This is a genomic window from Luteolibacter yonseiensis, from assembly GCF_016595465.1.
In the GTDB taxonomy this organism is placed as follows: Bacteria; Verrucomicrobiota; Verrucomicrobiia; order Verrucomicrobiales; family Akkermansiaceae; genus Luteolibacter; species Luteolibacter yonseiensis.
In genome coordinates, this window is the sequence record NZ_JAENIK010000010.1 from 51,246 (window position 1) to 70,857 (window position 19,612).

The window sequence follows — 19,612 nt, forward strand, 5'->3', positions numbered from 1 at the left end:
AGGTCTTTTCGCAGGGATTCAGGCGCTGGGCCTAGGAGTTCGTTGGGGCTGCTTCGTTGGCGATGAAGCGTGTTTTTTCGATGCTTTCGACTTGCGTGACCCTTCCGTCATGAACGGTGATTTGCACGGAGCCGAAACGGAGGTTTCCAACATTCTTACGAACGATTTCCACCCAGTCCGCCTGTGTGTCGGTCGGAACGGGGTGTTCAGTGATCGTCGAGCTCATTGGGATCCTGGGTGAGAGTGGCGAGGGCGGACAGCCCGGCAAGGAATCCGTCGGCCGGATCCGCCTTGCGTTTCGGAGGTGTCCCGGTGGCGGCGAAGGATTCCGCGGTGGCGAATGGCGGGACGATGCCGTCACGGCGCATTTTCCTCAGCGTGACCTCCACGACCTGGGCGACGGTGTAGCGGTCGAGAATGTTGGCGATGGCGTTGCGCACATCGATCATGATCATGCGCAGGCCGCAGTGGTCCTCGTCCGGGCAGGTGCACGGTTGGTAGGCGTTCTCGCTCGCGCAGCAGATCGGCGCGAGGCGGCCGTCCATCAGCCGGACGATCTGGCCGATGCCGATCTCGTCGGCGGGTTTCGCCAGCGCGTAGCCGCCGAATTTCCCGCGATGCGTCTCGACGACGCCGGCCTCGCGGAGCTCCTGAAGGATGCGTTCCACGAACTTGAGCGGCAGGCGGTTCGCCTCGGCCAGCTCCGCTCCAGATACCGTTCCCCGCCCCACTTCTGCGGCGATGCCGAGGTTGATGGTGGCTCGGAGCGCGTATTCTGATTTTTTGGAAAGATGCATTCGGTTAACTGGAGTAAATGGTAGGCTTTAAAGCCGGGTTGCCAAGTAAAAATTCTCTAATCTTAAGAACGAATCAATTTAATCATTGATAATGAAAAAGTTGCATTTCAGTGAATGAACTACCTGACAGGAGGATCGCGATTCCGCCATAATTTGGCAGGCTTTTGCGAATGTATAGCGGGACTGAGACTAAACGGAAATCCCATGGTTTCTTGTGCGGGATGTGCGGCGCCGCAGTGTCTTCAGCACCAAAGGTGCGACATGGGACAGCCCAGGGCGACGCCCTGGGAATGGAAGACGAAGCACACCTGAGTCCTGTAGGGACTACATCCTTGGCGCGCCTTTGATCTCGTCCTTGCAGGACTCGGAAACCCGATGTGCCGCCTACCCGGGGCTTCCTCCGTCCCTACCGGGGCGGAATATCCGGCCACCCGGGACCGGCGGCTTACGCCCGCCGGCTAATGTCCGAAGCCCCTACCGGGGCTGGTCACCATCACACCATCATCCCAGTTAGAAGATCCTCATCCGCAGAGCCCCCATACTCTCTCCCCTTCCCGCCGCCTCACCGCATCCGCTCCCCATCCCACCGCAGCTTCAATCCCGCGTCCACCGTCTCCACCACTTCGAATCCCTGCCGTTGGTAAAATTCCAAGACCCTCGGGTTCGTTTTCAAAACCTGCAATCCGATGGCGGTGTCCTTCTCCCGGGCAACACCCTTCAGCCATGAAACCGCTTCCGAGCCTATCCCCTGGCTCTGGAATTCCCGCTCCACCATCAGGTTGAAAAGATAAAGATGATCCGTCCGCGTGAAATACTGGACGCAGCCGACAAGCCGCCCCGCCTTGTAGATGACGAAGGTCTCGGACTCCGCCCATTCCTTCAGGAAGTTCCGCCATTGGGACGCGTCATCCCATCCCCATATCTCCTCGATTTCCCCGCGGAACAATTCCTCATGCAGGGCGAAGAGCGGTTGCCGTTCGGCGGGAACGGCCGGGCGGATTTCAAGCAGGTCCATGACGGCGCCCCCTTACCTCAGGCTCGCCGCGATGCTCTCCGACAGCCGCTGCAGCAAACGGGATTGCGCGGCGACGCTGGCGTCGTAGCCGTCGGACTCGAGGGCCTCGCGGTCGCTGAAGGTCTTGGACGCTTTCAACGTCCGCTCGGGCAGCGAGTAGGCGCGCCAGCCGATTTCACAGACGGCGTAGCCGTCCGCACCGCTGTGGAGCTGGCGGACGTCGAGGGTGACCTGGTAGCGGATCTCGCTGTCCTTCTGCCACGGGTAGCTGCGGACGTTGCCGGTGTTGAGCAGCCTGCCGAGGTCGGCGGCGGTGACGCGGGTGATGTTTTCCGTGAGATCGCCGGCCCAGCGGTGGTCCTCCGCCACGCCGAGCTGGTTCGCGGTTTCCTGGGTGACGAGGTTCGGGCGGTCGAGGTATTCCGCGAGGCTCACGGGACCGACGCCGATGCCGGTGCCGCCGCCGGTGGGCACCGGGCCGCCGGAGGTCAGGACGTAGTAGCTTTTCCCGGGCTGGGCACAGCCGCCGAGCACAAGAGCGGTGAGCAGGATGAGAAGTCGTTTCATGGCGGGTGGGTGTCAGCGGTTGGCTTTCGGTGCCTTCGGAACGGGATTGCCCGACGAGTCCCGGCCGAAGAGCAGGGAGTTCGGTTTTTCATCGATGGAGTTCATCAGCGACTTCATCGACCGTGACAAGGCGCGCACCTCTTCGAGCGTCCGGAGCATGTCGCCTTGAAGCGGTCCGTCCGGGCCGTAGCTGGTGACGGACTTGTCCAGGGTGGCGGAGAGTTTTTCAAACGCGGCGAGGTTCGCCCGGAGATCCGCCGGGATCTTCGCGAAATCCGCGGAATCCGTCATCGTCCTTACAGAAGCGGCGGCTTCCTTGATTTCCGCAGCCATGGCGGAGGCGTTCTCCGCGGTGGTGCCGAGTTTCGCCAGCAGTCCTTCCACGTCGAGATTCTTGAATTTCTCCAGCGCGGCGGTGAGCTGGTTCTCCAGTCCTCCGGAAACGGTTGGGACGGAGAGGTATTCGCCGATCTTTGCCAGCTCCGCGGGCTTCGCGTCCTTCATGTAGTTCACGTCCACGAACAGCGCCCCGGTGAGCAGGTTGCCGGATTTCAGGGTGGCGCGCAGACCGTCCTTCACCGCGTTCGCAAGGAATTGATGGTCCTCCTTGCCGATGTTCTCCGCCGCCTCGCGCCGCAGGAACGAGGGGTCGATCTCCACCAGCACCGGGATGCGGGACTCCTTGTTGTCCTGGAGGTAGTCGAAGGAAATATCCACCACCCGGCCGATCGGGATGCCCTTGAACTCGACCGGCGCGGACTCCTTGAGGCCCCGGACGGTTTGGTCGAAGAGCAGCAGGAACTTCAGCGTCGGGTTGAAGGCCGCTCCCTGCGCGCTGTCCTGGTCGGGGAACAGCGGGAAGATGGTGCCGTCGTCGACGGTCTTGCCGGGTTCCTCGCCCTCCGGAGTGCCGAAGGCCGCACCACCGGAGACGATGGCCTGCAGCGATGACGTGCGGACCTTCACCCCGTCCGCCCCGAGATCGAAGTCCACCCCGCTGGCATTCCAGAAGCGGGTGTTCTCCTTGACCAGCGAACTGTATTCCTCGCGGATGAAGGCGTCGAAGGTGACGCGCTCGTTCGCGAAATCCAGCTTGCGGTTTTCAATCCGCCCGACCTCGAAGCCGCGGTAGTAGATCGGCGAGCCGGCGATGAGCGAGCCTGCCTGGTCCGCCGTGAGCATGATGCGGCGTCCCGGAATGTCGCTGCTGGTGGCCGGCGGGGTTTCCAGGCCGGTGAAATGGTTCACCTCGTCTCCGAGGTCCGGCCCGGGATTCAGCTCGATGTAGGCTCCGGTGATGAGCGTACCGATGCCGGTGATGGCGCTGGCGGTCACGCGCGGCCGGACAACCCAGAAATTCGTCCCGCTCCTCAGGAGATTGCCGTAATCCGGATCCAGCTCCACCGAGACCACCACGGAATCCTCCGCGAGCTGCACGTCCTTCACCACGCCCACCCGCACGGAGCGGCAGCGGACTTCGGTTTTCCCGCGGTCGATCCCTTCCGCGGTTTCAAACCGGAGGTAGGCGACGGGGCCTTGCGAGCTGAGGTTCCGCCAGATCATCCACGCGCCGACGAGCAGGGCGATGACGGGCACGACCCAGACGATGTTCCAGCGGCGTGCCGCCCGGAGGTCCGGTGTGGCGGCGGCGGGGGGTGATGTATCGGTATCGCTCAAGTGTCTTCTTTTTTAAGTTGTGGAGAGGCAAGCCGCAGCAGTTCGAGACGGTCCCAGAGGAGCCGCGGATCGAAGCTCATCGCCGCGAACATGGTAAGCACGACCACGCCCGCGAATGCAAGCGCTCCCGGCCCCGCGGTGATCGTCATGTAGTTTCCGAGCTGCACCAGCGCGACGAGGATGCCGACGACGAAGATGTCCACCATCGACCAGCGGCCCAGCAGTTCGGTGAACCAATAGATCTTCCCCAGCATGCCGGGCGACGGGTGCAGCTTTCCCGAAGCGGCGAGGCACAGCCAGCTCAGCGCCACGATCTTCAGCAGCGGAATGAGGATGGAGGCGGTGAAAATGACGATGGCGATGGGGTAGGCCCCCGTCTGCCAGAAGGTGATCATCCCGCTGATGATGGTGTTTTCCGTGACCACCCCCAGTTCGGTGACGGTCATGATCGGCAGCATGTTCGCCGGGATGTAGAGCGCGGCGGCGGCGGACATCAGCGCCAGCGTGCGCTGGATGCTGTCCGGCTTGCGCAGGTGCAGGTGGGACCCGCAGCGCGGGCACGCCCCCAGCTCCACCGGGGAAACCTTGCCACAGGTGTGGCAGCCGGCCAGCCCCTTGTCCGCGCCGCGCGGGAGTGGTGCGTTCATGGCTTCGCCACCTCCAGCCTGTCCCATAGTTCGTCCCGGTCGATCCCCGCGACAGCCGCCGCCATGCAGAGCATCAGCACGCCGAACGCCCAGAACCCCATGCCGAAATGCACGTCCGCCACCTTGCCGAGTTTCAGCAGGCTCACGAGCACGCCGAGGAGAAACACCTCGATCATGTTCCACGGCTCCGTCTTGTTCAGCCACTTGGCCACCAGGACGCCGCCCGGCGCCACCCGCCCGAACATCAGCGGGCAGCAGACATAGATCAACCCGCCCGCCAAAAGCAGCGGCGTCACGATGGTGAAAAGCGCCAGCGCCACCCCGAGCAAGGGGCTGCCTTCGTTGACCAGGGCCATCGCGGCGGAGGCCAGGTTCAGCTTCGTGCGGATGCCCGCGGCATCCATCACCAGGAACGGGAACGAATGCACCACCACCATCAGGATCAGCGAGGTGAGGGAAAACGCAGTCGCCCGCGCCAGCGACGCCGGGCGGTTCTGATAGAGCACCGTGCCGCAGCACTGGCAATACGCGGCCATGCCCTCCGGCAGCGGCTGGGCGTCGTGCAGCGTGTCGCACACGTGGCAGACCGAGCGGTGCGGCCCTCCCGGTGGCTTGGGCCACGGCAGCAGGGCGAGCAGGCGGATTCTGGAAAAGCCTTTGATCATCGGTCAACCAAGCGCCACAACCCGTTGGGAAAGCTCTCCCAGCCCTTCCACACCACATTCCACGAAATCACCGGCCTGCAGGTAGCGCGGCGGGCTCATGCCCATCGCACAGCCGCTCGGAGTTCCGGTGGCGATCACATCTCCCGGCAGCAGCGTCATGAAGCGGGTGACATAGCTGACGAGCTGCCTCACGGAAAACGACATGTCGCCCGTCCAGCTGTTCTGCCGCAGCTCGGTATTCACCTTGCACCACAAACGCAGTTTCTGGGGATCGGAAATCTCGTCCGCCGTGACCAGCCAGGGCCCCATCGGCGCGAAACTGTCCGCGCTCTTCCCCTTCGTCCACTGGCCGCCCATCTCCTTCTGGAAGGTGCGCTCCGAAAAATCACAAAACGTCGAGTAACCCGCCACGTAATCCAGCGACTCGGTCTCCTCCACGTAGGACGCCGTGCGTCCGATCACCACCGCCAGCTCGACCTCGTAGTCCAGCTTGGAAGATCCGCGCGGGATGATGACATCGTCCGTCGGGCCGCTCCACGCGCTCGTCGCCTTCATGAAAAGCGCGGGCTCGGTCGGAATGCCCTCCCCCAGCTCCTTCGCATGCTCCAGGTAATTCTTCCCGATGCACACGATCTTGGACGGACGTGCGACCGGAGGACCGAGGCGCACCAGAGGATGCACCTCCGCGCCGCCCGGACAACCGTCCTCGACCCACACCGCGAGAGCCTCCAGCCCGCCCATCGCGAAAAATCCCTCGTCATAATCCTGGAACTCCCCGCTCGCGTCGATCCTCCGGCCGTCGGCCAAAAGAATTCCAGGCTCCTCACGACCTTCCTCACCAAATCGGATCAATTTCATGCGCTGGATATAACAAAGGCTTCCTTCCGGGGAAACGTAATCTTGAGGATTACCCTCGCCCGGAATGGATCAAAAAGCAACAGGCGCAAAAAAAGCGGCCCGATTGATCATCCACCCTAGGAAAAACCCATTAACCCGGGAGGCATCTCAGTCGGACCGCCTTGTCTTGCGACGCGGAAGAATTACCACCCGCCCGCACTTCCCGCAAGAACAATCTTTACATGATGCCGAAAAAATCATGATGCATTCATCCAACCCCATTTTCCTTCGCGAGCCTTTGCGGACCTCCCGCCTTTGTGATGAATCTCAAAAGGCGGATCGACGCTCACCGGAACTGGTTCTGCCCGGGTTGGTAATGGTAATCCGCCGCGGCCATCTTGTCGGTCAGCAGCTCGGGGTCGAGGTCGTGGGTTTTCACCAGGTCGTCCAGCGAGTCGCAGTGGTTCCGCAATTCGGTGTTGAGCAGCCCGACGAGGAGGTGCGGGTCCATCTTGAGATAGTTGGAAAGATCCATGCGCCGAGCGTGGATGTTCCGCCGCCGGGGGGCAAGCGGCGATGGCTGGTGCCGCCGGCTGGCGGCGGCGCGTGCCGTTATTTTTTCCAGTCGAACGAATTCGTTTCGTTGGTCTTCACGGCTCCGTCCGCCCTGGCCTTGCCTTCCTTCGCTTCCATGTGGCCGAAGTTGTCCTGGAGCATCTTGTTCCGCTGGCCGACGGTTTTTCCTTTTTCGCCGCCCATCATGGCCCGCATTTCCTCTTCCATATAGGGATCTTTCTCATCCCCCGCGCCGCCTTTCACGCCCATGGCCGCGGTGGCCTGGTCGATCTGTTGGGAGCGGACGGCCACGCGGTCCAGCGCCTGGCGGTATTTCGCGACCATGGACGAGACATCGCCGGACGCGCGGAGATCCCGCATCGCTTCCTGGAATGCCTGCACCCGCTGCGGGGACTGGACGAACCAGCCGTATCCTCCGCCCGCCAGCGCGAGACACACGCCGAGGGTGACGAGCAGTTCGCGGCGGCGGCCGCGTTTTTTCCGCTCCATCTGTTCGTCGAGAAGCAGGCCGAGTTCCTTGGAGGCGGCCTCATCGAGCCCCGCGTTTTCCATCGGCCGGACCAGATCCGGGGCGGGTTCGGGCGGGGCGGCCGCCACGGGGATGGGGGCGGGTGCGGGTTCCTGCGGGGGGACGGGAGCGGCGGCCGCCGGGGACGTCGGGAAGACCCGTGTCGGCGGTTTGCCCGGTTCGGACGAGTCCTGGAGGGCCGCTTGAAAAAGTTTGTTGAGCTTTTCTTTGTCCGTCATAAAAAAATGGGATGATCTGACTGTCAGCGTTTCTGTATCATGCGGAGTGGCATGTCCAGCAGCAAGCGTGGCCGAAATCATTTGCCCCCCGCCGCGCATCCGGCCAATCTCGCGGCCCACCATGTTTCCACGCCCGCCGAAGAAGTTTGTCCCGAAGCCGTTCGAGTATCATCAGGAGATCGAAATCACCATCGATTCGCTGACGAATCTCGGCAGCGGTGTGGGCCGCATCGACGGCTGGGTCGTCTTCGTGCCGTTTTCCCTGCCGGGGGAGCTGGTGAAGGCCCGCGTTTTCCGGAATGACAAGAACTGCTCGCACGCGGACCTGGTGGAGATCCTCACGCCTTCGCCGGACCGCATCCAGCCCGGTTGCCCGCTGTTCGGCGAGTGCGGCGGCTGCCAGTACCAGCACCTCAGCTATGACAAGCAGCTCGCTTGGAAAACCCGCCAGGTGGGCGAGCTGATGAAGCACATGGCCGCCGTCACTTTCCCGGTGAACGACTGCCTGTCCTCCGACCAGCATTGGAACTACCGCTCGAAGATCACCCCGCACTTTGAAAAGGCGAAGGACGGCGATCTCGGCCCCATCGGCTTCCTCGCTTTCGGCCGCCGTTCGCAGCTCATCGACGTGCCGCAGTGCCCCATCGCCATGGACACCATCAACCGCGAGCTGCCGGCCATCCGCGAGGGCCTCCGCAAGCGGGCGGGCAGTTTCAAGCGCGGGGCGACCGTGCTGCTCCGCGCGACGGAGGATCGTGTGGAAACCGACTTCAAGGCCACCGCCACCGAACACGTGGGCGACCTGAAATTCCAGTTCCTCGCCGGCGACTTTTTCCAGAACAACCCGTTCATCCTGCCCGCCTTCACCGGCTACGTCGCGAAGCAGGCGTGTGCGGGAGGCGCGAAATACCTGGTGGACGCCTACTGCGGTTCCGGCCTGTTTTCGCTCACTCTCGCCAGGCACTTCCAGCAGGTCGCCGGGGTCGAGGTTTCCGAAACCTCCTGCGAATGGGCGCGGAAAAACGCCGCGGCGAACCACATCACCAACGCCACCTTCCTCACCGCCTCCGCCGAGGCCATCTTCGACTCCATCAGCTTCCCCGCCGACGAAACCGCCGTGGTCATCGACCCGCCGCGCAAGGGCTGCACGCCGGAGTTCATCGACCAGCTCGTGAAGTTCTCCCCGGCGCGGCTGGTTTACGTTTCCTGCGATCCGGCGACGCAGGTGCGGGATCTCAAGCTGCTCAATGACGGCGGCTACCGGCTGGAGGATGTGCAACCCTTCGATCTCTTCCCGCACACGCGCCACCTCGAGTGCGTCATGACCCTGGTGAAAGCTTGATCCAGCGCATCCCATTCCAGGAATCCCCCACCGCCGGCGATGTCGCACGGCTGCGGGTGCTGCTGCGCGACGCGCTGACCACGTTGAAATTCCACCGGGCGGGAAAGATCACCGTGCTGAACCTCGCCTGCGGGCGTGCGGATGAGACCGGCGCGCTCGCCGCCGCGCTCGCCCCGGCGGAGATCAGCCACTACCTCGGCATCGACCTGCGGGCCACCGCCATCGAGGAAGCCGCGAAACGCTGGAAATCCGAGGACGGCGGCTCCATCGAGTTCCGCACCGGGGACGCCTCGTCCATCCACCGGATGAAACAGCTCCCAGCCTTCGATTTCATCTTCATCCGCCACCAGAACTACTGGCACCACCCCGCCGTGTGGGACCGCCTGCTGGGGAACGCCCTCGCCGCGCTGGCTCCGGACGGACTGCTCGCCTGCACGTCCTACTTCGACCGCGAGCACGAGCTTCTCAAGGCGTCGCTCCGCACCCGTGGCGCGGAGATCCTCTGGGACGTCCGCCACCCCGACTCCCGCCCGCTCAACGACGCCCCGGGGAAATCCGTGGACCGGCGGCTGGCGGTTTTTTCCAACCTTCCGTCTCCTTGAAGAAAATTCACCCCCAAGACGCCAAGGCCGCCAAGGACATGGAAATTTCAAAAATGGCAGTGTCGGATTTTTCCCAATCTTGGCGCTCTTGGCGTCTTGGCGGTGAAAAAAATTCCGATGACCCGGAGATATTCAAACCAAGCGCAGCACTGCCGGGATCGAAATTAAAGTTTCCCTGTCCTGAACTTCTGCTAAATATGCCGTGAAGTGAATATCGTGGATCAAATCGCCCTGCGGGCATCGGCCGAGCGCCCCGCGATCATTGCCGATGGCGCGACGCTCACCTACGGCGATCTCATGGAGCGCGTGTCCACCGCCGCCGCATGGCTGGACCGGCGCAAGGGTTTCCGCCGGGACGGGGTTTCCCGCGTGGGCCTCGATTGCGGAAACGGGGTGGAATACATCGTCCTCGCCCTGGCGATCTTGAAAACCGGCGGCTGCCTCGTCCCGCTTGCCGACGAACTGACCGAACCCGAGCGCCAGGAAATCATCACCCGCACCGGCCTGTGCGGCATCGTCACCGGAACTCCCGGCGGTCCGGAATGGCAATCGCTCGATACCCCGGAGCTGGAAAACGAAGCCGCCTTTTCCGCGCTGGATCCCGCCTTCATCCGTTTCAGCTCCGGCACCACCGGCCGGAGCAAGGGCGTGGTGCTCAGCCACGCCAAGCTGCGCGAGAGGATCACCGCCGCGAACGCCGCGCTGGAGATCGGCCCGCACGACAAGGTGCTGTGGATGCTGCCGATGGCGCATCATTTCGCCGTCTCCATCGTGCTTTACCTCTACCACGGGGCGTGCACGGTTTTGGGAAGCTCTCACCTCGCCACCGAGGTGCTGGAGCTGGCCCGGACCACCCGCGCCACCGTCATCTACGGCGCGCCGTTCCACCACTCGCTGCTCGCTGCGGACGATGGCGGCTACGCCTGGCCGGACCTCCGGCTGGCCGTGACCACCGCCGCGCCGCTGCCGGAAGCTCTCGCGGGACATTTCAAGAAACGCTTCGGCAAGCCGCTCGTGCAGGGCCTCGGCATCATCGAGATCGGCCTGCCGCTCCTGAACACCGGCGGAGCGGGAGACTCGCCGACCGCCGTCGGCAGGCCGCTGCCCGCCTACGATGTGGAGCTGCGCGATGACGAGGGCCTGCCCGTCGCCATCGGGAAAACCGGCGAGCTCTGGATCAAGGGACCCGGCATGTTCGACGCCTACCTCTCGCCGTGGCAGACCGTGGATGAGATCTGTGTGGACGGCTGGTTCGCCACCGGGGATCTCGCGGAGACGGATGCCGCGGGCCGCATCTACCTGCGGGGGCGGAAAAAAAGCGTGCTGAACGTCAGCGGCATGAAGGTTTTCCCGGAAGAGATCGAGGCCGCCATCGAGCGCCACCCCGCCGTGAAGCGCTGCCGCGTGGCCGGCATGCCGCACACCATCCTCGGCACGGTCCCGGCGGCGGAGGTCATTCTGGAAAACGGCGAGGTCCTCAAACCGCGCCAGCTCATCGAGTGGTGCCGCAAATCCCTCTCGATCTACAAGGTCCCCGTGCACGTGAAGTTCGTCTCCAACCTGCCCCTCACCGCCAGCGGCAAGATCCGGCGGGTGTGAGTGCCGGAGGATTCCGTGGACTGCGTGCAGCTCGCTGCCGCTTTCATCTGCCAGCTCGCTGGCCGGGGTGGCGGCCCGTATTTCTCATGGTGCGTCATCCCCCTTGCGTCAGCCAGCGGGAGGGCACGCCGAAGACAGTCCGCCGGTGCTCCGCCGTGTCAGCAAGCTGACTACGGAAAGCGGCAGCAAGCTGCGCGCAGTCCGAAAGCTTCGCCTGCTCAAATCGTCACTTTATTTTCGGAAACCGGCATCACCCTCTTCCTCTTCTTGGCGCCCTTGGTGTCTTGGCGGTGAACCTCCGGCGGAACCCATGTATCCGTCTTCCGCGCGCCGCTCTCCCGTGAATTCCGAAAATCCGGTTGAATATTCCCCGGTCCTGAACGTCATTCACCGTATGAAAAGCAAATTCCGCTGCCTGCGCCTGGCCGTGTATTCACTGGCTCTTGTGACCATCGGTTCCAGCGTGAGCTGCATGACCTCCTATGATGCAGCCGGCCGCCCGGTGCAATCCGTGGATCCCGCGCTGGCCGTGGCGGGTGTCGCCGCCGCCGGCCTCATCGGCTACGCGGCGGGGAATGACAACGACCATCACCATCACCACCATCACGGTGGATACTATGGTGGCGGGGGCTACTACCGTGGCGGCGGATATTACCGCGGCGGTCGCGAATACCGCCGTCATTGACCTGGGTCCGGCCGGTCATCTAGTGTGTGTGCGAGCCGCGATGGGCGCTTCCATCGCGGCTTCCCACATCGACCTCCGACCCTCCCATGCCCGATACCGCGAGCCGACTTTCCGTTTTCACCGAATCCGTCATCCGTGGCACCACCCGCCTCGCCAACCAGCATGGGGCCATCAACCTTTCCCAAGGGTTCCCGGATTTCGATCCGCCGGAGGAACTGCTCGCCGCGATGGAACGCGCCGCGCGCGGCCCCCATCATCAATACGCCGTCACCTGGGGCGCCCCGCGCTTCCGCGAGGCGCTCGCCCGCAAGATCCAGCGCTTCACCGGCCTGCCCATCCATCCGGATGAGAACCTCGTCGTCACCTGTGGCAGCACCGAGGCGATGATGGTCGCGATGATGACCGCCTGCAATCCGGGCGACAAGGTGATCATCTTCTCGCCGTTTTACGAAAACTACGCCGCCGACGCCATCCTGTCCGGCGCGGAGCCCATCTACGTGCCGCTGCGTCCGCCCGGCTTCGGGTTCGATTCCGAGGAGCTCGCGAAGGCCTTCGAGCAGAAGCCGAAAGCCATCGTCGTCTGCAATCCGTCCAACCCCACCGGCAAGGTCTTCACGCGTGACGAGCTGATGGAGATCCTCCGCCTCGCCGAGGAGCACGACGCCTTCGTCATCACGGACGAACCGTATGAGCACATCATTTTCGCGCCGCACGAGCACGTTTACTTCGCCGCGCTGCCGGGCGCGTTCGACCGCACCATCACCTGCAACTCCCTTTCGAAAACCTACTCCATCACCGGCTGGCGGCTCGGCTACGTGCAGGCCGCGCCGAAGGTCATCGCGCAGGCCCGCAAGGTGCATGACTTCCTCACCGTGGGGGCCGCCGCCCCGCTGCAGGAAGCCGCCATCGCCGGGCTGGAACTGCCGGACAGCTACTATACCGGACTCACCGCGCTCTACACCGAGAAGCGGGATATGTTCCTCGACATCCTCCGCAAGACCGGCCTGCCCTTCACCGAGCCGCAGGGGGCCTACTACGTCATGCTGGACATTTCCTCGCTCGGCTTCGCCAGCGACACGGCGGCCTCCGAGTGGTTCATCAAGGAGATCGGCGTGGCGGGAGTCGCGGGATCCAGCTTCTTCCGCGAGCCGGTGAACCACCTGATCCGCTTCCACTTCGCGAAAAACACCGCCACGCTCCAGGCGGCGGGCGAGCGGCTGATGAAATTGACGTAACAATTTTCCTCAAACGATCAGTAGCAATTCCCAAGAGACGTGCGATCTGTCCGTTAGCTGGTGGAAATCCATCAGCATAACCAAACAACCTGATCCTGACCATGAAATCAACATTGCTGCTCTCACTCTGCCTTGCCCCACTGCTCGCCACCGTTTCCTGCCGGGAAAAAGGACCTGGCGAAAGAGCGGGCGAAAGCATCGACAAGGCGGTCGAAAACGTCAAAGACGCCGTGGACCCCAAGGGCCCGGTCGAGAAAGCCGGTGAGAAAGTGGACAAGGCGCTGGGGAACTGAACCGGAGATTCACCACATAGGTCCTATAAGTGCTATAGGACCTATGCAGGCCGTCCCTACAACCGCTTCAGCAGGATCTTCCGGAACTCGATTTTCATCGGCGGTCCGACGTGGACCTGCACGCCGAGCAGTCCGTTTGGTTTCCGGTTTTCCGGATCCTCATCCCGCACCTCGGACATCAGGACTCCGTTGGTGAAATGTTGCAGCAGGTTTCCCTTGGCGATGATGTGGACCTGGTTCCACTCCTCCTTGAGCACCTTTTTCTGCAGCTCCGCGCGGTCCCCCAGCTCGCGACCGATCTCCGGCGGCGCGCCGGTTTTCAGGATCACGCTCTGGCCGCGATAGGCGAGGAACTGCCTGCCGCGCTCCTCGTAATTCTGGCCGCTCCACTGGTCTTTCCCGTCGATGTCGTCCTGGTATCCCCGCATCGCCCACTTCGCGCCGGGCACCTCGCTGCTGCGGTAGTTGATGCCGCTGTTTCCCTCGGCGGAAACGCGGTATTCCAGCTTGAGCTCGAAGTCCGCCACCTCGCCGCCGCGCCAGATGATGAAGGAGTTCTGCTTGAGCAATGTCTCCGGCCTCACCTCGCCGACGAGCGTGCCGTTCTCGGCTTTCCAGTAAACCGGATCGCCCTCCCAGTCCTTGAGGGTTCCGTCGAAGATGGAGACAAAGCCGTCATCCGCCGCCATCAAGGAGGCCGACAAAAACAAACCCATCGCTGAAAGCATGCCGGAGATCTTCATCCCCGGAAACTACGCCACCGCCGCCCGCAGACGAGCCAGATCCGGCGCCTGTGGTAAAAAAGGCACGGAGATGGAAGTATGGGATCGTGATCCCAGGCGAAGCCCTTGGACTGCGCGCAGCTTGCTGCCGCTTTCATTCGCCAGCTTGCTGGCCGGGGTGGCGGCTTGTATTTTTCATGGTGCGCCATCCCCTTTGCGCCAGCGGGCGGGGGGCGCGTCAAAGGCAGTCCGCCGGTGCTTCGCCGTGCCAGCAAGCTGGCTACGGAAAGCGGCAGCAAGCTGCGCGCAGTCCAAGGGGGGCTCCGCCTTGGCCGTCATTCCCCGCCTTTTCCTGCCGTCATCTCATTGTGGCTGAAAACCTCACACCGGTGAAAAATTCCCGCTCGCCTAGGTACCCTCCGGCACGACAGACTGCCCGCGTAAAACCCATGAAACGCCTCGTTCTCTTCGCCCTGTTCGCCGCCATCCCGCTCGCCGCCCATGCCGCGCCGCTCCGCGTCTTCATCCGTGGCGGGGTGAAAACCCACGGCCCGAACGCGCACGAACACGAACGTTTCCTCAACGAGTGGACCAAGCTCCTCACCGAACGCGGCATGAAGGCGGACGGCGCGAAGGACTGGCCGAACGCCATGCAGCTTTCCAAGACCGACGTGCTCGTCATGTACGCGCAGGACGGCGCGAACGCCACACCGGAGCAGAAGGAGAACCTCGCGAAATTCACCAAGCGCGGCGGCGGCATCGTCGTGATCCACACCGCGGTGGTCGGCAACGACCCCGCCTGGTGGAAGTCCGTCATCGGCGGCGCATGGGTGCAGGGCAAGACCAAGTGGCGCGAGGGGCCGATGGAGCTTCATTATTCCGAGAAGGACAAGCCCGGCGGCCCCCACCCCATCACCCTCGGCGCGGCGGACTTCAAGATGGACGACGAGATCTACTACGATCTCGACATGTCCCCCGATGTCCGCGTGCTGGCCGAGAGCGACACCCGCGACGGCACGCCCAAGGTCCAGGCGCAGATCTGGACTTACGAAAAGGACAACTACCGCGCCTTCGTCAGCATTCCCGGCCACCTCATCGGCACCTTCGAGCGGCCGAACTACCGGGCCATCCTGCTGCGCGGCATCGCGTGGACGGCGAAGCGGACCAATCTCGACGAGTTCTGCAAGCCTGAGGAAGTCAAAGCCCTGTCCGCCCCTGACAAATGACGGACAAGCTCCTCCCCACGCCCCGCCGCATGCTCTCGCTGGATGCCCTGCGAGGCATGGACATGCTTTGCATCATGGGGCTGGAGGACGTGATCCGCGAGCTCGCCCACTGGTGCCCGACGGCATTTCTGGAAAAACTCGCCGAGCAGTTCGAACACGTGCCGTGGGCGGGGCTGCACGCGTATGACCTGATTTTCCCGCTCTTCATGTTCCTCTCCGGCGTGTCCATCCCGCTTTCCATGGACTCCCGGCTGGACCGTGGTGACTCGCGGTGGGACATGTGGCGGAAAATCCTGACCCGCTGCGCGCTGCTCATCCTGCTGGGCATGGTTTACAACGGGGTGTTCTCCGACAAGCCCGTGGGACCGCGCTTCGCCAGCGTGCTCGGGCAGATCGGCATCGCATGGGCCATCGCCGCCTCGCTGCAGCTCGTCGTGCGGGACACCCGCAAGCGCGTGGCCATCCTCGTCGGCTGGCTCGCGGCCACCGCCGTCCTCCAGCTTCTCGTCCCGGTGCCCGGCCACGGCGCGGGCGTGCTCACCGAGACCGGCGCGATCAACACCTGGTTCGACCGCCTGTTCCTCCCCGGCCGCCTGCACGGCGGCAGCTTCGACCCCGAGGGCATCCCCAGCGCCATCTTCGCCGCCGCCATCACCATGGCGGGTTCCCTCGTGGGCACGTTCATGAAACGGCCCGATGCGTATTCATGGAAAACCGTCGGCACCCTGGCGGCCACCGGAGCCGCCGCCGTGCTGCTCGGCTGGGCCTGTTGGGCGGCCGGTTATCCGCCGATCAAGTCGCTGTGGACCGCGTCCTTCAACCTCCTCGCCATCGGCATCGCCACGCTGTTGTTCGCGCTGTTCTTCGGCATCATCGATGTGGCGCGCTGCCAGTCGTGGAGCTTCGCGCTGCGGGTCATCGGCATGAATTCGCTGACCATCTACCTCGGCTCCAAGCTCGTCTCGTTCCCGGACATGTCCGCCTTCCTCTTCGGCCGGGTGGTGGGGCCCGCCGGGGATGCCGCCCCGCTGCTGCTGCTTTGCGGCGTGCTCGTGCTGGAGTGGCTGGTGCTTTATTTCTTCTACAGGCAGCGGTGGTTCCTGCGGGTGTGAGCGGACGTGGAATTCCGCATCAGGGTGCCAATTCACCAGCGCCAACGGTGCGCGATGAGAGAGCCCGGGGCAACGCCCCGGGAATGGACGACGAAGCATATGGAGTCCTGACAGGACGGCATCCCTGGTGCCCCGCACCGTCCTTGATTTCGTCCTTACAGGACTTGCGAAATGAGTCGGTCCATGACCCGGGGCTGCGCTGCGCTCACCCCGGTCTATCTCATTCCGCACCTTTGGTGCTTTTTTCCGGAACGGTTCTCGTCGTGGACACGGTGGATCCGTTCGTTTTTTTCCGATCCTTCTCAATGATGTCGGAAAGGCGCTCCGGTTCGATCATCACGGCGATCGTCCGCAGCCTCGTATGGAAAACGGACCACTCGATCCTTGAGAGGATCCCGCACAATCCGCCGTCCGCGGTGACCACGGGCGCGCCGCTCATGCCGCCCCGCGCCACCAGGGTGGTCGGGAAATCGTGGAGGCCTTGTCCGAGATCCCGGCCCTTGGAATCCAGGACTTTTCCCGCAGCGAAAAAGGATCCGTTCCCGGTGATTTTCCGCAAGTCATAGGTCCCGTTCTTATCCGGCGCCAGCACTCCGCGTCCCTTCCGGTCCGCGCTGAACACGATGTCGCCCGGCGGTGAGGTGGCCTTCATCTTCTTGAAAAAAGGTCCTCCCGTGGGCGCGATTTTCAGCAATGCCAGATCCGCATCGGGATCGCTCCACACCAGCCGCCCGGGATGAGGTTTTTTCAGGAGGTCCGTCTCGATGAAAAACGGCTTGTCCCGCACCACGTGCCAGGCCGTCAGGTAGTATCCATCCGCGGTCACCGCCGCCGCACGGCCTCCCGCCGGCACACCGTAGGCGGAGGAGTCCGGCCTGTCGCTCGAGCCCGTCGAGACAAGACCCACCCGCGCGCCGATGTGATCGCGCATGGCCTTCTTCTCCTTGCCATCGCCGATGTGGCGGTCCGTCTCCGTTTTCTGGAGCGCCCTCACTTCGGGATTGTCATACTTCCAGAAAGAAACGTCCCCGGCACAACCGAGCAGGAAGACCGACATCAGGGATGGCAACAGCAGGGGGATCCGCATGACAACTTTATGAGGGAAATCCCGGCGGCAGGTCAATCCCGGCGGTGGTGAACGGGTGGATGGCCCACGGCGGTGCCCCCGGGGGGATGCCACCCTCCGGCCTTCCGGAAATTTCATGGCTCGTCATCGCGGATTCCAGGTGGCAGGGTGCGTCCGGGCCCGTCATCCTTCACCAGGCGCGGGCTTGAATCACCAGCATCCAGACACATTGAAAACGTTTAAAGAACTCGGCGTCCGCGCGGACCTCATCAAGGGCATCCAGGAGCTCGGCATCATCCATCCCACCGACGTGCAGGACCAGGCGATCCCGTTCCTGCTGGAAAACGGTGGCGATCTCGTCGCCCAGGCGCAGACGGGCACGGGCAAGACGGCGGCGTTCGGCCTGCCGCTGCTGATGAAGGTGAACCCGAAGTCGAACGACATCCAGGCGGTGGTCGTCGCGCCGACGCGCGAGCTGGCGAAGCAGATCGGCAAGCAGCTCTTCCGCTTCACCAAGTTTTCCGAGCAGAAGATTTTCACCGAGGTGCTGTGCGGCGGGGACAACTTCGACAGGCAGGTGGCCTCGCTCCAGCGGCCCACTCACATCGTGGTGGTGACTCCGGGACGCCTGCTGGACCTTTTCCAGAAGAAGGCGCTGACGCTGCTGCATGTGAAACACCTGGTGCTGGACGAGGCGGACGAGATGCTCAGCATGGGCTTCAAGAAGGAGCTGGTGAAGATCTTCGGCCTCACGCGGGCGCGCAAGAGCACCTGGCTTTTCTCGGCGACCATCCCGGACGCCATCAACGGTCTCATCAAGGACTGCATGTCCGGAAAGCCGCAATCGCTCAAGATCGACAAGGCGCACGTGGTGAACCGCGACATCGACCACCGGTTCGCGATCTGCGGCCGGGACGAGAAGACCGAGTTCATCTCCGGCTTCCTCAGCCGCCAGGGGGAGAGCCGCGGCGTGATCTTCTGCCGCACCAAGGCGGGCGCCATCGTGCTCGGGAAACAGCTCGCGGCCAAGGGGTTTCCCGTGGCGGTGCTGCAGGGCGACCTCACGCAGAAGGAGCGGGACACCATCATGCGGTCGTTCAAGAAGGAGCGCGTGCAGTTTCTCATCGCCACGGACGTCGCGGCGCGGGGGATCGATGTCGAGGGGCTCTCGTTCGTGATCCACCACCAGCTTCCCGAGCAGATCGAGTACTACACCCACCGTAGCGGAAGAACCGCCCGGGCCGGAAAGAAGGGGATCTCCCTGACACTGGTGGAGCCGAGGGAGCGGGCGAAAATCACGAAGCTGGAGAACACGCTGGATCTTTCTTTTTCAGAGGTGCGCTGAATTTCCGGTCGGACGGGGCGGGCGGCGGATGATCTCCGCTTGACGCCCCGCGGTTGCGGGATTCTGTTGGGAAAGCGGTTCCCCCGCATTCCTGCCATGAGCTCCAACCTACCTGCCCGCGCGGTTTTCAGCATCCCTTCCATCGTCGCCATCATCGCGGCGATCCTGAGTTTCAAGACAGCGGCTTTTTTCGGCCTCGTCTTCGCGCTGGTGGCCGTCATCGCCGGACTGCTGGGACTCGTTCTGTCACTCTCGCCGGCACGGCGCGGAGGCGTTCTGAGCCTTGTCGGAGTGTTCGGCGGCCTGCTCGGCATCATCGCGGCGGTGGTGAAGGCGATCCACTGGATCGTAAACATCGGGTAACCAACCGCTGGCGGCGGAGGCGATTGTTAGATTTTGAAAACGGTCCCGCGTGATGGATTTGGCACGACAGGTGCTATTTCAGAAGTGTCGCGACACTATTAGGCGGTCCGACTGAGATGCCTCCAGGTTAATGGGTTTTCCGGGGGATGATCAGTCGGACCGCTTTCTTATTGAAGGGTAGGCGCGGTGGCGGCGGACCGGATGGAATTCGCGGCGCTCAATCATTTTTTTATCATAATGTAAAGATTGTTCTTGCGGGAAGTGCGGGCAGGTGGTAATTCTTCCGCGTCGCAAGACAAGGCGGTCCGACTGAGATGCCTCCCGGGTTAATGGGTTTTTCCTAGGGTGGATGATCAATCGGGCCGCTTTTTTATATACGTTTTCCGAGAGGGAGGCGGAATCGGAGGGAGTGATTGAGGAGTTGTTAGGGATCGGTTCTTGGGAAAGGGAAATTTCTGACGACGGATTTCGAGTCCCGGGCGAGCATCCCGGGC

General features: G+C 63.3%; 23 protein-coding genes. 11 read left to right on the forward strand and 12 right to left on the reverse strand.

The features are described 5' to 3' along the window. Positions 1-31: 31 nt before the first annotated feature. The 10 genes from JIN84_RS23225 to JIN84_RS09505 form a co-directional block, all read right to left on the reverse strand. Entirely contained in the window at positions 32-226 is a 195-nt protein-coding gene (locus tag JIN84_RS23225) for a YezD family protein (RefSeq protein WP_200350805.1), read from the reverse strand. Continuing rightward, complete coding sequence (locus tag JIN84_RS09465; RefSeq protein ID WP_200350806.1) at positions 207-797, reverse strand: RrF2 family transcriptional regulator; 591 nt, start codon at positions 795-797, stop codon at positions 207-209. The genes JIN84_RS23225 and JIN84_RS09465 overlap by 20 nt, the downstream gene beginning before the upstream one ends. A 562-nt stretch (positions 798-1,359) precedes the next feature. Further along, on the reverse strand, positions 1,360-1,812 hold the full coding sequence (locus JIN84_RS09470; protein ID WP_200350807.1) for a GNAT family N-acetyltransferase: 453 nt from the start codon (positions 1,810-1,812) through the stop codon (positions 1,360-1,362). Between the two features lie 12 nt (positions 1,813-1,824). After that, positions 1,825-2,379, reverse strand: coding sequence for a PqiC family protein (locus JIN84_RS09475; protein ID WP_200350808.1), 555 nt, complete (start codon positions 2,377-2,379; stop codon positions 1,825-1,827). 12 nt (positions 2,380-2,391) lie between these two features. Then, positions 2,392-4,056, reverse strand: a complete 1,665-nt coding sequence (locus JIN84_RS09480; protein ID WP_200350809.1) for a PqiB family protein — start codon at positions 4,054-4,056, stop codon at positions 2,392-2,394. Next, positions 4,053-4,703: a paraquat-inducible protein A gene (locus JIN84_RS09485; RefSeq protein WP_200350810.1), complete on the reverse strand. Its 651-nt coding sequence runs from the start codon at positions 4,701-4,703 to the stop codon at positions 4,053-4,055. Before JIN84_RS09485 ends, JIN84_RS09480 begins: the two co-directional genes overlap by 4 nt. Continuing rightward, the gene (locus JIN84_RS09490) at positions 4,700-5,368 is read right to left on the reverse strand and encodes a paraquat-inducible protein A (protein ID WP_200350811.1); all 669 of its coding nucleotides are present in this window, start codon (positions 5,366-5,368) and stop codon (positions 4,700-4,702) included. The genes JIN84_RS09485 and JIN84_RS09490 overlap by 4 nt, the downstream gene beginning before the upstream one ends. Before the next feature lie 3 nt (positions 5,369-5,371). After that, complete coding sequence (locus tag JIN84_RS09495; RefSeq protein WP_200350812.1) at positions 5,372-6,226, reverse strand: fumarylacetoacetate hydrolase family protein; 855 nt, start codon at positions 6,224-6,226, stop codon at positions 5,372-5,374. A 325-nt stretch (positions 6,227-6,551) separates the two neighbouring features. Then, positions 6,552-6,740 carry a DUF4250 domain-containing protein gene (locus JIN84_RS09500; protein ID WP_200350813.1) on the reverse strand — a complete coding sequence of 63 codons (189 nt, stop codon included), beginning with the start codon at positions 6,738-6,740 and terminating at the stop codon, positions 6,552-6,554. 77 nt (positions 6,741-6,817) lie between these two features. Continuing rightward, the gene (locus JIN84_RS09505; protein ID WP_200350814.1) at positions 6,818-7,528 is read right to left on the reverse strand and encodes a hypothetical protein; all 711 of its coding nucleotides are present in this window, start codon (positions 7,526-7,528) and stop codon (positions 6,818-6,820) included. Positions 7,529-7,649: 121 nt separating this feature from the next. Between JIN84_RS09505 and JIN84_RS09510 the strand changes: the two genes are divergently transcribed. The 7 genes from JIN84_RS09510 to JIN84_RS09540 all read left to right on the forward strand — a co-directional run bounded on the left by JIN84_RS09510 (position 7,650) and on the right by JIN84_RS09540 (position 13,284). Then, positions 7,650-8,870 (forward strand): class I SAM-dependent RNA methyltransferase, encoded by a 1,221-nt coding sequence (locus JIN84_RS09510; protein ID WP_200350815.1) that lies wholly within the window; start codon positions 7,650-7,652, stop codon positions 8,868-8,870. Continuing rightward, positions 8,867-9,472, forward strand: a complete 606-nt coding sequence (locus JIN84_RS09515) for a class I SAM-dependent methyltransferase (protein WP_200350816.1) — start codon at positions 8,867-8,869, stop codon at positions 9,470-9,472. Before JIN84_RS09510 ends, JIN84_RS09515 begins: the two co-directional genes overlap by 4 nt. Beyond that, complete coding sequence (locus JIN84_RS09520; RefSeq protein ID WP_200350817.1) at positions 9,469-9,678, forward strand: hypothetical protein; 210 nt, start codon at positions 9,469-9,471, stop codon at positions 9,676-9,678. Before JIN84_RS09515 ends, JIN84_RS09520 begins: the two co-directional genes overlap by 4 nt. A 10-nt stretch (positions 9,679-9,688) precedes the next feature. Further along, positions 9,689-11,071 (forward strand): class I adenylate-forming enzyme family protein, encoded by a 1,383-nt coding sequence (locus JIN84_RS09525; RefSeq protein WP_200350818.1) that lies wholly within the window; start codon positions 9,689-9,691, stop codon positions 11,069-11,071. Between the two features lie 394 nt (positions 11,072-11,465). Then, positions 11,466-11,756, forward strand: coding sequence for a hypothetical protein (locus tag JIN84_RS09530; protein WP_200350819.1), 291 nt, complete (start codon positions 11,466-11,468; stop codon positions 11,754-11,756). An 86-nt stretch (positions 11,757-11,842) separates the two neighbouring features. After that, entirely contained in the window at positions 11,843-12,991 is a 1,149-nt protein-coding gene (locus JIN84_RS09535; protein WP_200350820.1) for a pyridoxal phosphate-dependent aminotransferase, read from the forward strand. A 101-nt stretch (positions 12,992-13,092) separates the two neighbouring features. Continuing rightward, a complete protein-coding gene (locus tag JIN84_RS09540; RefSeq protein ID WP_200350821.1) occupies positions 13,093-13,284 on the forward strand; it encodes a hypothetical protein in 192 nt (63 codons plus the stop codon). Between the two features lie 56 nt (positions 13,285-13,340). On the opposite strand, the gene JIN84_RS09545 is transcribed toward JIN84_RS09540, so the two are convergent. Further along, on the reverse strand, positions 13,341-14,027 hold the full coding sequence (locus JIN84_RS09545; RefSeq protein ID WP_200350822.1) for a 3-keto-disaccharide hydrolase: 687 nt from the start codon (positions 14,025-14,027) through the stop codon (positions 13,341-13,343). Between the two features lie 428 nt (positions 14,028-14,455). Here JIN84_RS09545 and JIN84_RS09550 point away from each other — a divergent pair, with 428 nt between their 5' ends. Next, positions 14,456-15,232, forward strand: a complete 777-nt coding sequence (locus JIN84_RS09550; protein WP_200350823.1) for a ThuA domain-containing protein — start codon at positions 14,456-14,458, stop codon at positions 15,230-15,232. Then, positions 15,229-16,344, forward strand: a complete 1,116-nt coding sequence (locus JIN84_RS09555; RefSeq protein WP_200350824.1) for an acyltransferase family protein — start codon at positions 15,229-15,231, stop codon at positions 16,342-16,344. Before JIN84_RS09550 ends, JIN84_RS09555 begins: the two co-directional genes overlap by 4 nt. 220 nt (positions 16,345-16,564) lie before the next feature. Here JIN84_RS09555 and JIN84_RS09560 read toward each other — a convergent pair whose 3' ends face one another. Next, complete coding sequence (locus JIN84_RS09560) at positions 16,565-17,431, reverse strand: S1 family peptidase (RefSeq protein WP_200350825.1); 867 nt, start codon at positions 17,429-17,431, stop codon at positions 16,565-16,567. Positions 17,432-17,639: 208 nt separating this feature from the next. On the opposite strand from JIN84_RS09560, the gene JIN84_RS09565 reads away from it, so the two are divergent. Both JIN84_RS09565 and JIN84_RS09570 read left to right on the forward strand, forming a co-directional pair. Continuing rightward, positions 17,640-18,755, forward strand: coding sequence for a DEAD/DEAH box helicase (locus JIN84_RS09565; protein ID WP_200350826.1), 1,116 nt, complete (start codon positions 17,640-17,642; stop codon positions 18,753-18,755). 96 nt (positions 18,756-18,851) lie between these two features. Continuing rightward, positions 18,852-19,118, forward strand: a complete 267-nt coding sequence (locus JIN84_RS09570; protein ID WP_200350827.1) for a hypothetical protein — start codon at positions 18,852-18,854, stop codon at positions 19,116-19,118. Positions 19,119-19,612: the final 494 nt, after the last annotated feature.